Origin of the sequence: Veillonella nakazawae, assembly GCF_013393365.1 — a bacterium.
Classification (GTDB): Bacteria; Bacillota; Negativicutes; order Veillonellales; family Veillonellaceae; genus Veillonella; species Veillonella nakazawae.
In genome coordinates this window covers 910,833-924,806 of sequence record NZ_AP022321.1, presented here as the reverse complement: position 1 = coordinate 924,806, position 13,974 = coordinate 910,833, and the positions used below count along the sequence as shown (strand labels likewise).

General features: G+C 36.1%; 15 protein-coding genes. 1 reads left to right on the top strand and 14 read right to left on the bottom strand.

The genetic code is table 11. From position 1 onward, the window contains the following. Both VEIT17_RS04105 and VEIT17_RS04100 read right to left on the bottom strand, forming a co-directional pair. Entirely contained in the window at positions 1 to 498 is a 498-nt protein-coding gene (locus VEIT17_RS04105; protein ID WP_227282940.1) for a UvrB/UvrC motif-containing protein, read from the bottom strand. Between the two features lie 48 nt (positions 499 to 546). Continuing rightward, complete coding sequence (locus VEIT17_RS04100) at positions 547 to 1,026, bottom strand: CtsR family transcriptional regulator (protein WP_178884857.1); 480 nt, start codon at positions 1,024 to 1,026, stop codon at positions 547 to 549. 214 nt (positions 1,027 to 1,240) lie between these two features. Between VEIT17_RS04100 and VEIT17_RS04095 the strand changes: the two genes are divergently transcribed. Continuing rightward, on the top strand, positions 1,241 to 1,747 hold the full coding sequence (locus tag VEIT17_RS04095; RefSeq protein WP_005386379.1) for an S-adenosylmethionine decarboxylase family protein: 507 nt from the start codon (positions 1,241 to 1,243) through the stop codon (positions 1,745 to 1,747). A 105-nt stretch (positions 1,748 to 1,852) separates the two neighbouring features. Here the strand turns inward: VEIT17_RS04095 and VEIT17_RS04090 are convergent, their stop codons facing one another. The 12 genes from VEIT17_RS04090 to VEIT17_RS04035 form a co-directional block, all read right to left on the bottom strand. Further along, positions 1,853 to 2,536, bottom strand: a complete 684-nt coding sequence (locus VEIT17_RS04090; RefSeq protein WP_178884855.1) for an HAD hydrolase-like protein — start codon at positions 2,534 to 2,536, stop codon at positions 1,853 to 1,855. 1 nt (position 2,537) lies between these two features. After that, positions 2,538 to 2,963 carry a Fe-S cluster assembly sulfur transfer protein SufU gene (gene sufU, locus VEIT17_RS04085; protein ID WP_024066921.1) on the bottom strand — a complete coding sequence of 142 codons (426 nt, stop codon included), beginning with the start codon at positions 2,961 to 2,963 and terminating at the stop codon, positions 2,538 to 2,540. Between the two features lie 14 nt (positions 2,964 to 2,977). Further along, positions 2,978 to 4,207, bottom strand: a complete 1,230-nt coding sequence (locus VEIT17_RS04080; RefSeq protein WP_178884853.1) for a SufS family cysteine desulfurase — start codon at positions 4,205 to 4,207, stop codon at positions 2,978 to 2,980. 12 nt (positions 4,208 to 4,219) lie between these two features. Beyond that, a complete protein-coding gene (locus VEIT17_RS04075; RefSeq protein ID WP_178884851.1) occupies positions 4,220 to 5,266 on the bottom strand; it encodes a SufB/SufD family protein in 1,047 nt (348 codons plus the stop codon). A 9-nt stretch (positions 5,267 to 5,275) separates the two neighbouring features. Next, entirely contained in the window at positions 5,276 to 6,685 is a 1,410-nt protein-coding gene (gene sufB / locus VEIT17_RS04070; RefSeq protein WP_178884849.1) for a Fe-S cluster assembly protein SufB, read from the bottom strand. An 8-nt stretch (positions 6,686 to 6,693) separates the two neighbouring features. Further along, a complete protein-coding gene (sufC, locus tag VEIT17_RS04065; protein ID WP_178884847.1) occupies positions 6,694 to 7,437 on the bottom strand; it encodes a Fe-S cluster assembly ATPase SufC in 744 nt (247 codons plus the stop codon). 296 nt (positions 7,438 to 7,733) lie between these two features. Next, a complete protein-coding gene (locus tag VEIT17_RS04060) occupies positions 7,734 to 8,990 on the bottom strand; it encodes a diaminopimelate decarboxylase family protein (RefSeq protein WP_060924272.1) in 1,257 nt (418 codons plus the stop codon). 58 nt (positions 8,991 to 9,048) lie between these two features. Further along, a complete protein-coding gene (locus VEIT17_RS04055) occupies positions 9,049 to 9,465 on the bottom strand; it encodes a DoxX family protein (RefSeq protein ID WP_129823082.1) in 417 nt (138 codons plus the stop codon). Between the two features lie 332 nt (positions 9,466 to 9,797). Next, positions 9,798 to 11,423 (bottom strand): chaperonin GroEL, encoded by a 1,626-nt coding sequence (groL, locus tag VEIT17_RS04050; RefSeq protein WP_105089275.1) that lies wholly within the window; start codon positions 11,421 to 11,423, stop codon positions 9,798 to 9,800. A gap of 111 nt (positions 11,424 to 11,534) precedes the next feature. Further along, entirely contained in the window at positions 11,535 to 11,816 is a 282-nt protein-coding gene (gene groES, locus VEIT17_RS04045; RefSeq protein WP_004696047.1) for a co-chaperone GroES, read from the bottom strand. A gap of 201 nt (positions 11,817 to 12,017) precedes the next feature. Then, complete coding sequence (locus VEIT17_RS04040) at positions 12,018 to 12,584, bottom strand: ANTAR domain-containing response regulator (RefSeq protein ID WP_105085699.1); 567 nt, start codon at positions 12,582 to 12,584, stop codon at positions 12,018 to 12,020. Continuing rightward, positions 12,585 to 13,973 (bottom strand): sensor histidine kinase, encoded by a 1,389-nt coding sequence (locus VEIT17_RS04035; RefSeq protein ID WP_178884845.1) that lies wholly within the window; start codon positions 13,971 to 13,973, stop codon positions 12,585 to 12,587. It abuts the gene before it with no gap. Between the last annotated feature and the right edge of the window lies 1 nt (position 13,974).

The following is a 13,974-nucleotide window of genomic DNA, read 5'->3' as shown; positions in this document are numbered from 1 at the left end:
CTATTCTTTATTGCCACCAATGATGGCTTCTAATTCTTTTATTTTATCTCTTAAGATAGCTGCATCTTCAAATTTCTCTGCTTGAATTGCCATCTCTAATTGATTACGCAATTGTTTAACTTCATACTTAGCTTTAAACACATTATTACCATGACTAGGAACTGACCCTTCATATTCAGAACTACCTTGCAAACGTTGTAATAACGGTTTTATTTCACTAGCAAAGGTTTCATAGCATCTATCACAACCAAACTTGCCTACCCGATTAAACTCATCATAAGTAATACCACATTGAGGACACCGTTTAGATTGATGAGATTTTAATAAATTATCAGGATAGACCATATTTTTAAAGAAATCATTGGTAAAAAAGCTATCATCCCACATATCATTCATAAAGGAACTATAGGGAGATAATTTTCCCTCTTGTTGTAGTGCTGTAGCACAAGTATTGCACAAATGTTGTTCCGTTTTCTGATTATTTACAATATTTGTCATATGGATAGTAGCTTCATTTTTATGGCAATGATCACATATCACTGATCATCACTCCTTCCGTAGTGTATCCACCATTGTTGCGTATAGCTCACGAATTGCATTATTTCGATGTTCAATATCAGTATTTTCAATCAATATAGCAAAAGAATTATGCATCAATTGAGCCTCACGACGAGTAATTTTTTCTGCTTGTATTAATTGAAATAATGATTGGTCTACATCTTTTATATCAATTAAACGATCTACTGTATTTTGACCTTCATAAATACGATAGGTTGTTACAGCTGGTAGAGAATCAGAACTTTCTGGATTTAATTTTGTGATTCGAATATATCCACCTAATCCACGTCTTGATTCAACATCAAACCCACGCTCATTGGAAAATCGCGTACTTAAAACATAACTAATTTGCGAAGGTGCACAATCTAACTCATCAGCTAATTCGTTACGCTTTAAAATTAATTTCTCTTGTTCTTCACGCATACGATCCAATATAAACTTTTCTATTTTATCAGCTATCATACTCATAAAAAACACCTCTTTAACATTTTATTTAATATATATTTTGACTATTTGCTTTTTACATATTTCTATTATATTTGACTTTTTGACTTTAGTCAATATAAAGGTCAAATTTCTATACTATACATTTGACCTTTTAATACATCCCCCTATAATTGGACTTAATCTTAAATTATGGGTATAATAAATAAGATATATTTTTATGAAAGAAGGTGTTGTTATGGCAGAAGCATTAGGACAAGAACTGTTAATTGATTTATATTCCTGCGATGAAGATGCAATCTCATCCGCTACAGCTGTACAAGAAAGTGTAGCAACCGCATTTGATTTAGCTGACCTTGATGTTGATGAAATCAGTTGTCAAGTTATGGACGAGGAGATCGCCCTCCTATCTGTTGCACCAGGCTTTCACTTTACATTGCACACGTATCCTGCTCTAGGTTATGTGGCTGTTGATTTGTATTCTTTTGAGCAATCCTTACCGCTCACATTAATTATGAAAGCGTTGCGTAAATCTTTCAGAGCAGAAAAGGTAAAAGCAACAAGTGTACAACGTGGCGACTTTGGTAACGAACGCGATATGAAGCCACGTCGTAAAACAAAGATTACTACACTTGGTCGTGTTTCTCGTACACGTATTCAACTCAAACAAACAGGCGGCAAATTGAAAAAACAAAGTGCTAAGGTTATCAAAACATTAGCTAAAAAAAGCGGCCTAAAAAAATAGTACAAAGGACTAACCTTATTGGTTAGTCCTTTTATTAGATAGATACAAAAAGGCTAGAGGAAATCCCTCTAGCCTTTTTAAGGTTAATATTTTATTTATAATAGCTTATCTACGAACCATCATTTCTTCAAGATCGAGAACATCAGCAATTTCATCAACATCATCACAGATGTACTCTGCATCGGCTTCTTTTAGTTCAGCTTCTGTACCATAACCATAAGTAACACCGATAGAAATACAACCAAGTTCGTTAGCTGCCTCTACATCATACTTACGATCGCCTACCATAAAGGCCAAACGACGACCATTTTCATCAGTTAAAGGATTTCCACAAAGTTTAAGAGCTTTTTCAAGAATCTCTTTCTTATGCAATAAACCGCTTTCATAATTAGCACCCACAATTACATCAAAGTAAGATGTTAATTCAAAGTGATCTAAAATATCCTTAGCATAATGCTCAGGCTTTGCTGTAGCAACGGCAATAGTATATTGTTCTGTTTTGCATTTAGCCAACAAGTCTACAATATTCGGATACACTTGATTTTCAAATTTGCCGATTGTACCATATCGTTCGCGGAATTTAAAGTACGTTTCTTCCGCTTGGTCAAAGGTCATGCCACAATGCTCTTGAAAAGCATCTACCAATGGTGGTCCTAAAAATAATTGCAATGTTTCTTCATCAGGAACATCATAGCCAAAATGTTCCAATGCAAATTTAACACTTTTAAGAATACCTTCTTGAGAATCTGTTAAAGTTCCATCTAAATCAAATAATATTGTTTTCTTCATATTATTTCTTTAAAGCCTCTTTTAATGTATGCCATGCAAGAACCGCACACTTAACACGTGCTGGCATGTTAGAAATATTTTGCAATGCCATAGCATCTTCTAATTCTTCTAACTCATTTTCATCGGTAATTTCTTTTTTGATCATACCTAAGAAAATTTCTACCAAACGAAGAGCTTCCTCAACAGATTTCCCCTTAATGATATCAATCATCATAGATGCAGACGCTTGACTGATAGCGCAGCCAGAGCCTGTATAAGCAGCATCTTTAATAATGCCATCTTCTACGTTGAGTTGTAATGTTAGATCATCACCACAACTAGGGTTATGGCCATGTTCAGAATTTGTAAAATGAGCTAACTCATGTTTATTACGCTTATCTTGGTTATGTTCCAAAATAAGTTCTGTATATAATTGATCCATTTCCATTGATGGTAAATCTCCTAATCTTTAAAACCCATTACTGAACGAACAGTCTTCAATACTTCTAAGAATGCATCTAAATCTTCCTTACGAGTATATAAGTACATGCTTAGACGAGTAGATGCAGATACATTGTAGAATGCACCTAATGGTTGTGCACAATGGTGTCCAGAACGAACACAAATGCCTTTAGAGTCCAAAATCGTAGCTACATCATGAGGATGTACATCATCTACAGTGAATGCAATTACACCATGTTTTTCCTTAGGATTTTGAGAACCAATCACATGAACATGTGGTAATGCAACAATTTTAGGAAGAATATATGCTACTAGTTCCTCTTCATAAGCTTTAATAGCATCCATGCCAAATGATTCTAAATAATCAATTGCCGCATGTAAGGAAACGGCGCCATCAGCATTTGGTGTACCTGCTTCAAACTTATATGGAAGCTCATTGAATGTAGTAGTTTGTTCTTTTACATATTCAATCATATCCCCACCCAATAGGAAAGGTGGCATCGCTTCTAATAACTCACGTTTACCATAAAGTACACCAATACCTTGAGATGCACACATTTTATGACCAGAGAATACGAAGAAATCGCAGTCTAATTCTTGAACATCAATTTTTTTATGAGGTGTAGATTGAGCACCATCGAGAACTACTACAGCACCTACGGAATGCGCTTTTTCAGTTAATTCTTTTACAGGGAATTCCATACCAAGCACATTACTAACATGAGCAAAGGCAACAATTTTAGTGTTCTCATCAATTTTATTGATTTCACCATCTTTTAAATGCCCATGTTCATCAAGGTACATATATTCTAAGGTTGCCCCTGTTTGTTCTGCTACATATTGCCATGTTACAAGATTGGCATGATGTTCCGCAACAGTAATGACAATCTTGTTACCTTTCTTCACATTATGAAGACCATAGCTATGAGCAATCAAGTTCATAGATTCTGTACTATTACGTGTAAATACAACTTCTTCACGCTCACGAGCATTGATAAATTCAACTACGCGATCACGTGCATTTTCATAGTCTTCAGATGCTTCAATAGCTAAAATATGAGAGCCACGATGTGGATTACCATTACGTTGTGTCATATGTTCCACAACACGATCAATTACGGATTGTGGAATTTGTGCAGTAGCACCGCTATCTAAATAGATAACGCGGTGCCCATTATGCTCTTTATGTAGTATAGGAAAGTCTTTATATGCTTCTGCAATTGGTCTCATAAAAACGCCTCTTTAAATTTTATTACGTACAGCTGCTAACGCTGCTTCTTCAATCGTTTCATCACCAATGCGATCAATAATAGGTCGAATCATAGATTCTACAATGATATGTTTTGCTTCTACTTCACTAAAGCCACGGCTCATGATATAGAACAATTTATTATGATCAATTTGGCCTGCACTCGCTGCATGATTGCCCACTACATTATCTTCTTTACACAATAATAGAGGTAAAGAAACAGATTTTACAGTTGGATCTAACAATAAGCAAGTATCTTCTTCCGCACCTTCAGAAGCTGTTGCACCATGAAGGAAATCAAGAGTACCACGGAAAGATTTTTTAGAATTGCCACTAAGCGCACCTAATGTATGAATATCACTGAAGGATTTTTTACCACCATGACTCATAATCATGGAGATATCAAATTTTTGCTCTTCGTTACCAAGATAAGCAATATCATGAACCATACGAGATTCTTGACCTACTAAATCATGATAGTAGTTCAAAATATTTTCGCTACCACCAAGTTCAATGTTAATATATTCTACATCTGCTTTATCTTCTAATTTTGTATAACGATGTTCGATATGTTGTACATGTTCAGGTAAAAGATTTACCTTTTTCACTACAACTTTACCGCCTTCTTTTACATCGTATTCATTTAGATAACTAACATTTGTTAAAGCTTCACCAGCGCCAGTTACATAGAATTGTACCTCTAGTTCTGCCCCTTCACCAACGATGAATTGGAAACGGTTAGCTACACGTGCATTAGCATCAATGCGGATACCTACAACTTCCTTTCCCTTAGCAGGTATATTGATAGCATAACCTTCCGCTTTTTCCACTAATACTTGAACAGCTTCTTTATTGGCACCTTCATAATTACCATCTAGCAATGCTGTACCAGCAGGTAATGGTGAAAGTATATTTTGATTCGCTTCCACAGCGATGGATTGTACAGATGTATCTTCTCCAGCTAGAGAGCTTACAGTATGGTTAACACGCAACCATCTGAATGTCGGTCTAGGGAGTTCATTAAATAGTAATTCGCTCATAATTCCTCCTTAACCGATAGAACCTTCTAATTCAAGATTGATTAGATTGTTCATTTCTACAGCATACTCAAGTGGTAATTCTTTGGAGATTGGCTCAACGAAACCACGAACGAGCATTGCACGAGCTTCTTCTTCGCTAATACCACGTGTCATGAGATAGAAAATCGCTTCGTCGGAAATACGACCGATTTTAGCTTCATGACCTAAATCCACATTATCGTTTTCTACGATAATAGCTGGAATTGTATCAGATTGAGACTCTGCATCAAGCATCAAGGATTCACAAGATACAGTCGCTTTGGAATGTTCTGCTTTAGGGCCAATTTTCAAAAGGCCACGGTAAATAGCAGCACCACCGGATTTGGAAATAGATTTAGAGTTTACATTACTAGTTGTGTAAGGAGCATTATGAACTACCTTACAACCAGTATCAAGGAATTGTCCTTCGCCAGCAAATGTTACACCTGTGAATTCAGCATGTGCACCTTTACCATTAAGGATACTCATTGGATACAAGCAAGATACTTTAGAACCAAAGGAACCAGATACCCACTCAATAGTACCACCTTTACCTACTACACAACGCTTTGTATTAAGGTTGTACATGTTTTTGGACCAGTTTTCAATTGTAGAATAACGCAATGTAGCATTATCCTTTACAAACAATTCAACGGCACCGGCATGAAGGTTAGATACGTCGTATTTAGGAGCAGAACAACCTTCGATGAAGTGCAATTTAGCCCCTTCTTCTACGATGATCATAGTATGTTCAAACTGACCAGCACCTGGTGCATTCAAGCGGAAATAGGATTGCAATGGAATCTCTACTTGTACGCCTGCTGGAACATATACAAAGGAACCGCCAGACCAAACGGCACCATGAAGAGCAGCCCATTTATGATCTGTAGGTGGAATCAATGTCATCCAGTATTTTTTTACGATTTCTTCATGCTCATGAAGTGCAGTTTCAATATCAGTATAGATAACGCCTTGTTTAACAAGATCTTCTTGAATACTGTGGTATACAACTTCAGAGTCATATTGAGCACCAACACCTGCAAGAGATGTTTTTTCCGCTTCTGGAATACCTAAGCGGTCAAAAGTACTTTTAATTTCTTCTGGAACTTCGTCCCAGTTTTCTTTCATATCTACTTTTGGCTTAACATAAGTATGGATATTTGCCATATCTAAGCCAGTAATATCAGGAATCCAATTTGGAATACCCATGCGATTGTAGATTTCTAAAGATTTCAAACGGAAGTCAAGCATCCATTCAGGTTCATTTTTATTAGACCAAATTTCACGGATAATATCTTCTGTTAAACCAGCATCAGAAATATAAGAATATTCAAAGTCATTCTTAATATCGTAGACACCACGGTCCATATCCGCGACTTGGGTTTTCTTTCTTTCTTCCATTGTGCCTCCTATGCTAATGCTTTGTATGCGTCGTAACCTTTTTCTTCGATTTCACGTACAAGAGAAGCATCACCAGTTTTAACGATCTTACCATTGATCAATACATGAACGAAATCAGGTTTTAATTTTTGCAAGATTTGGTTATGGTGAGTGATGATCAATACAGCATTTTCTTCGTTGTGGAAACGTTGTACACCTTCAGATACGATACGAACCGCATCTACGTCAAGGCCGGAGTCTGTTTCATCAAGAATAGCCAATTTAGGATTTAAAATGGACATTTGAAGAATTTCATTTTTCTTGCGTTCACCACCGGAGAACCCTTCATTTACATAACGTTGTGCATAAGATACATCGAAGGATAATTCATCCATTTTTTCTTTCAATTCTTTTTTGAAAGATAAAGCACGTACATTTTTACCAGTAATTGTAGATTTCGCAGTACGGATGAAGTTTTCTACTGTAATGCCAGGAATAGAAATTGGATTTTGGAAGGACATAAAGATACCTGCTTTCGCACGATCATTTACTGCATCTTCCGTAATATCTTTACCATCAAAAACAATAGAGCCGCTATCTACAGTATATGTAGTGTTACCCATAATAGCATTGGCAAGTGTAGATTTACCTGCACCATTTGTGCCCATTACAACATGGATTTCACCTTTATTAATTGTTAAGTTGATACCTTTTAAGATTTGTTTACCTTCAACGGATACCTTTAAATCTTTTATCTGAAGTAATTCAGCCAAAATGTTCACTCCTTCTCATAATGTATGTATTAATAAGAAACATACAAGCATTATATGTAAAACGTATATATTGACACATATAAAAAGGCGGTACGCACTAACGTGAATACCGCCGTAATTCTCGCCAACTTAGCAAGTATGTGCATAACAATCTATAATCATTATACATTCTTATCTAAATGATAGCAAGATATTCCTACTAAAATATACAGGAATTAAAAGAATATCATATATTACATATATTGATAGGTTTTTATTAATATTCATTCTCATCCTATTCGATTCTCAATATTAAATTATAGGTTAGAGAAATCGAGGGTGCCAAACAAATCATCATATGTTTCAGCACGACGAATTTGTGTAACAGAACCGTCTTTATGCAATAACAACTCAGCTGAGCGCAATTTACCATTATAGTTGAAGCCCATGGAGTGACCATGCGCACCAGCATCATGAATGATGATACGATCGCCAATATCGATTTTTGGCAACTCACGTTGAATAGCAAATTTATCATTGTTTTCACATAAAGAACCAGTTACATCGTACACGTGATCCTTAGGTGCATTTTCTTTGCCCATTACAGTAATATGGTGGTAAGAACCATATAAAGCTGGACGCATAAGGTTTGCCATACAGGAATCTAAACCGATGTAGTGACGATAAATATCCTTTTTGTGAATTGCTGTAGAAACTAAGTAACCAAATGGACCTGTAACCATACGGCCACATTCATAAGCCAATGCTACATCACCAAGGCCATTAGCTACAAGAATTCTATTATAGGCCTCTTCTACACCTTTACTAAGTGCATTGAAATCTACTGGTGTTTGTTCTGGTTTATAAGCAACACCTACACCACCACCAAGATCGATAAACTCAACATTGATGCCTAGTTCATTTTTAATATCTACTGCTAGATTGAAGCAAAGTTCAGCAGTGCCAACTAAGCCATCAATATCAAGCTCGTTAGATACAACCATTGTATGGATACCAAAATGTTTTACACCTTTAGCTTGCAACTGTTTATAAGCTTCAAGAATCTGTTCACGTGTCATACCATATTTAGCTTCTTCAGGAAGGCCGATAATTGTATTACCCCCTTCTTTTAAGGAGCCTGGGTTATAACGTACGCAGAATGTATCAGGCAAAGAACCATGATTTTTTTCTAAATATTCAATATGTGTAATATCATCAAGATTGATGATAGCACCTAATTCAAGTGCTTTTTTATATTCCACATATGGTGTGTCATTAGATGTGAACATAATATCATGACCTGTAATGCCCACTTTTTCACATAGCATTAACTCTGCTAAGGAAGAACAATCGGCACCTACACCAAGCTTTTGTAATACACGCATAATATATGGATTAGGAGTTGCTTTTACAGCAAAATATTGTTTGAACCCTTTATTCCAAGAAAATGCATTAATGAATGCTTTCATATTTTCAATGATACCTTCTTCATCATAAATATGGAATGGCGTTGGGTATTGGGCAATAATATTTTCTAATTGTTCAGCTGTAAACGGAACTGTTTTTGTGTTCATAATAACCTCGCTATACAAATAAAAGACCCATCAAACGATGAGTCTATTATCCTAATTATTATTTAAATAAAGCTTTATCAAGGCTATAGCGACCTGCGCCAGCGAAGAACAACATAAGAGCACCGAAGCCCATTTGAGATGGATAATCCCAGCTAAAGAAACTACCACTAAGATTTAATGTCGTTGCTATTGCTAATGTACCTATGAGTAACAAAGATCCAATTCGTGTAAATAGACCAATTACTATAAGTACACCACCTATCATTTCTGCATATGCGGCCATAGTACCTAAAATTTCATAACCACCAGGTACACCTAATGGTGCCAACATAGCTCCAACTTTATAAAGGCCTTCAGCACCGCTCAAGTACTTTAAATATCCATGATAAAACATGGAAATACCAAGTGCCAAACGGTAAACTAAGAGGCCAAAATTAATATAATTAGGTTTACTTTTAAAAATAAAGCTTAACATAGTAATCCTTCTTTCAAACCAAAACAAAAATCGAAATAATTCGATATCGTTATTATAGTGGAGAAAAACTACCATGTCAAACTAGACTCAATATTAAATTCTATAGAATTATAACATATGTGGTATACAAAATCAATTTTATCGATTTGATAAACCACATATAATCTTCTAATTTAATACCTAAAAAGTCAAGAAATATTCTATACCTATTTAATACAAAAAACCATTTAATTTTCAGATATATAAAAATAATCCTAATGAAAAAGTGAACATAAAGTTCCTAATTCATTAGGATTATTCTAAATTTTATAGATTATGCGCTAAGCAGTTGATTACATCATACCGCCCATGCCACCCATTGGAGGCATTGCAGGTACTGCAGCATTTTCTTCTACTTTGTCAGCTACGATTGTTTCAGTAGTCAATACAAGAGATGCGATGGATGCAGCATTTTGAAGCGCAGAACGTGTTACTTTAGCAGGATCCACGATACCAGCTTTAACCATGTCGATATATTCTTCAGTCAATGCGTTGAAACCAACACCAGCTTCTGTATTTTTAACTTTTTCTACTACAACGGAACCTTCAAGACCAGCATTGTAAGCGATTTGACGAAGAGGTTCTTCTACTGCACGTTTAACAAGGTTAATACCAGTTTGAACATCACCAGTAGCTTCCAATGTGTTCAATGCAGGGATGATATCGATGAATGTAGTGCCACCACCAGCTACGATACCTTCTTCAACAGCAGCGCGAGTTGCGTTCAATGCATCTTCGATACGAAGTTTTTTATCTTTCATTTCAACTTCTGTAGCAGCACCTACTTCAATAACTGCAACACCACCGGATAATTTTGCAAGACGTTCTTGTAATTTTTCACGGTCGAATTCGGAAGTTGTTTCTTCTACTTGTGCACGAATTTGGCTTACACGTTTAGCAATTACATCTTTATCGCCTACACCATCGATGATTGTAGTTTCATCTTTAGTGATGCGAACTTGACGAGCTGTACCAAGATCAGTAAGTTCTACAGAATCAAGTTTGCGGCCCATATCTTCAGTAATTACAGTACCACCAGTCAAAATAGCGATATCTTCAAGCATAGCTTTACGACGGTCACCGAAGCCAGGAGCCTTTACAGCTACTGCTTTGAAAGTACCACGCAAGCGGTTTACTACCAATGTAGCCAATGCTTCACCTTCTACATCTTCAGCGATGATAAGAAGTTCTTTACCTACTTTTACCACTTTTTCAAGTGTTGGCAACATATCAGCGATAGCACTGATTTTACGGTCAGTAATCAAGATGTATGGGTTATCCATAACAGCTTCCATACGGTCAGGATCAGTTACCATGTATGGGGAAATGTAACCACGGTCAAATTGCATACCTTCTACTACGTTTAATGCAGTTTGCAAGCCTTTGGATTCTTCTACAGTGATAACGCCGTCGTTACCTACTTTTTCCATAGCTTCAGCAATTAAGCCACCGATTTCTTCGTCTGCAGCGGATACACTTGCAACTTGAGCGATTTCAGCTTTACCAGAAACTTTAATGGAACGTTTTTTGATTTCTTCAACCAATGTTTTAACTGCTGTTTCAATACCTTTTTTCAAGATCATTGGGTTAGCACCAGCTGCTACGTTGCGCATACCTTCTTGAATCATAGCTTGTGCCAATACTGTTGCAGTAGTAGTACCATCACCAGCTACGTCGTTAGTTTTAGTAGCAACTTCTTTAACTAATTGAGCGCCCATGTTTTCAAATGGATCTGGAAGTTCGATATCACGAGCAATAGTTACACCATCATTTGTGATTGTTGGGGAACCGAATTTTTTATCCAATACAACATTACGACCTTTTGGTCCCAATGTAACTTTTACAGCGTTTGCCAATTGATCAACGCCACGACCTAAAGCGCGACGAGCTTCTTCATTAAACAAGATTTCTTTTGCCATATGTATTACCTCCTAGATAATAACAGTATCTAATGTAAGGGAATGTATATGCCCGTAGGCAATATAGAATGTATCAATAGTATGTTTAGCTCTATACAGATATATTAGCTATTATAATACTGCTAAGATATCGCGTTCGCTAATGATCAAATGAGTAGCGCCATCGATTTCTAATTCGCTACCAGCATATTTTGCGAACATAACAGTATCGCCAACTTTAACTTCTGGAGCTACACGTTGACCATTGTCATAAACTTTACCAGCACCTACAGCTACTACTACGCCTTCTTGAGGTTTTTCTTTTGCTGTATCAGGAAGGAAAATACCACTTTTAGTTTTTTCTTCTTTTGCTTCTAAACGGATAAGAACGCGGTCAGCTAATGGTTTTAACATATGATGTCACTCCTTATTTACTAGTTATTATTTACAATTCATTAGCACTCTAAGTAGTCGAGTGCTAATCACATGTATTATTATAACCTATGTCAAAATAAATGCAAGTAGAAATTTTGATTTTTTGACTTTTTAGTTTTTATTTGATGTTAGGCACAAAAAAACTAGTATAAGTTTTGATTCTTATACTAGTCTTTGTATCTATTTTGAAACTTGATTAATTAATGCTTTACAGATATTAACAATACTATCTCGTTTCTTCATACTTAAGGCACGAATACGATTGTACGCTTCCTCTTCTGATATAGAGTATAGCTCCATCAATATACCGGTCCCTTTTTGAATGATTTTACGATCTTCTAATGATTGTTCTAATTCAGCCATTTTTTCACGTAGCTCAGCATCACTATGATAGCGCCCTAATGCCATTTCTAAGGTTGGAACCAATTGTTCTTCACGAATAGGCTTAATTAAATATCCATATACGCCAGATTCTCTAGCCTTATTTATTAAATCCTGTTGACTATAACTAGTTAATAGAACTACTGGTGCTTCATGGTGAAAGCCAATTTGACGTGCTGCTTCGATGCCATCTAATTCTGGCATTTTTACATCCATTAAAACAATATCAGGTTTATATTCTTTGCAAAGCTTGATGGCTTCAACACCATTAGTCCCTTCTGCCACAACTTCATGACCACAGGATTCAATAATATCGCGTAGATCCATACGTATAAGGGATTCATCATCCACTATTAAAACGCGCATTTACTTCTCCTTCTTCATATGTATTGTCACTAGAACACCGGTATCAGTATTTTTAACAGATAGACGCCCTTTTAACTCATGGGTAACTAAATTATTAATGATAGTTAATCCTAATCGCTTATTCGAGTTAATAGAGAAATCTTTAGGTAACCCTTTTCCTGTATCAGAAAAATCTAATACAATATATTCCTCTAATTCCGAAACTGCTAGACGAATCTCCCCTGCTTTACCATCTAAACCATGTTCAAGACTATTAGTGATTAACTCATTAGTTATGAGGGATACATAACTTGCCATATGGGATGAAATCAATATATCTTCTCCACTATAGGTAAAGGTAACCTCTTGGTCTTGTCGAATCATACTCATGCGCAACAAACGACATAACTCGTCATAGATTGATCGGATACCAATATAATCCTCATCATAATGGGACACAATATCATGAACCAAAGCCATACTTTCAATACGATTGATTCCCTCTTGTAAGGCTTGTTTAACTTCTGGCAGGCTAGAATGTCTTGCTTCCATACGTAGTAATCCCGCTACAGTTTGTAAATTGTTTTTTACACGGTGATGAACCTCTTTGATAATAGAATTCTTTACTAGCAATTCTTGTTGCTGCTTACTTTCACGGGTACAATCGTGAAGCACGAGGAAACAACGTGTTTCATTGCGTCCCATAGCAATAGGAATCATATGCTGACGAATTACCATATCTTGATAAATTTCTTCACTAGTGTATATCGTTCTATCATCCAACACTTGTTGTATGGCGGAAATTTTCAAGGTACTGCTATAAATTGATGACCCTACTAGTCGTCGATCAAATCCAAGTAAATCTACTAATTGTATAGCTGACTCATTACCATAGAGAATTCTATGAGAATCATCAAAGATGATTAAACCATCAAAATAAGAAATTGGCTCATACGATTGTATTTGCTCATCTGTAGCAGTCAGCATGAGGCGTTGCATCGTATCAGATAAGATATATTCTTGTTCATATTGATTTTTTTTAATAGATGAAGATACTGTAAAAGCTATCCCCCCAATAATACGACCACCATTATCGACAACAGGAAAAACATGTTGTCGTTGATCATGCTCTCCCCCAATAAGAGGTTGACCATTTTCCATCATAGAATGCCACGTATTATTTCCTTTTAATTGTCGAGTAATAACACCTTGCTCGGTCCGTTCAATGCATAGCATATCTGAACGTTGCTGCATATCACCTTGTGATTTTTCTAGAAGAGGCGTAAAAATCTGTATCCTTTGACGGGTCAATGACTCGCCAAAGGATATAAGTTTACTAATATGCTCTAGTAATGAGGTTTGTAAGGGACCTAATGGTGTTGTATTTAAAATATCTTGACCGATATCCACA

Bases quoted from the DNA above. Each gene is read 5' to 3' on its own strand.
- VEIT17_RS04080 (WP_178884853.1), bottom strand. From the start codon at position 4,207: ATGAGACCAATTGCAGAAGCATATAAAGACTTTCCTATACTACATAAA.
- VEIT17_RS04100 (WP_178884857.1), bottom strand. From the start codon at position 1,026: ATGAGTATGATAGCTGATAAAATAGAAAAGTTTATATTGGATCGTATG.
- VEIT17_RS04075 (WP_178884851.1), bottom strand. From the start codon at position 5,266: ATGAGCGAATTACTATTTAATGAACTCCCTAGACCGACATTCAGATGG.
- VEIT17_RS04090 (WP_178884855.1), bottom strand. From the start codon at position 2,536: ATGAAGAAAACAATATTATTTGATTTAGATGGAACTTTAACAGATTCT.
- VEIT17_RS04105 (WP_227282940.1), bottom strand. From the start codon at position 498: ATGACAAATATTGTAAATAATCAGAAAACGGAACAACATTTGTGCAAT.
- groES (WP_004696047.1), bottom strand. From the start codon at position 11,816: ATGTTAAAACCATTAGCTGACCGCGTTCTTATCCGTTTAGAAGCAAAA.
- sufU (WP_024066921.1), bottom strand. From the start codon at position 2,963: ATGGAAATGGATCAATTATATACAGAACTTATTTTGGAACATAACCAA.
- groL (WP_105089275.1), bottom strand. From the start codon at position 11,423: ATGGCAAAAGAAATCTTGTTTAATGAAGAAGCTCGTCGCGCTTTAGGT.
- sufB (WP_178884849.1), bottom strand. From the start codon at position 6,685: ATGGAAGAAAGAAAGAAAACCCAAGTCGCGGATATGGACCGTGGTGTC.
- VEIT17_RS04040 (WP_105085699.1), bottom strand. From the start codon at position 12,584: ATGCGCGTTTTAATAGTGGATGATGAATCCCTTATACGTATGGATCTA.
- VEIT17_RS04095 (WP_005386379.1), top strand. From the start codon at position 1,241: ATGGCAGAAGCATTAGGACAAGAACTGTTAATTGATTTATATTCCTGC.
- VEIT17_RS04060 (WP_060924272.1), bottom strand. From the start codon at position 8,990: ATGAACACAAAAACAGTTCCGTTTACAGCTGAACAATTAGAAAATATT.
- VEIT17_RS04055 (WP_129823082.1), bottom strand. From the start codon at position 9,465: ATGTTAAGCTTTATTTTTAAAAGTAAACCTAATTATATTAATTTTGGC.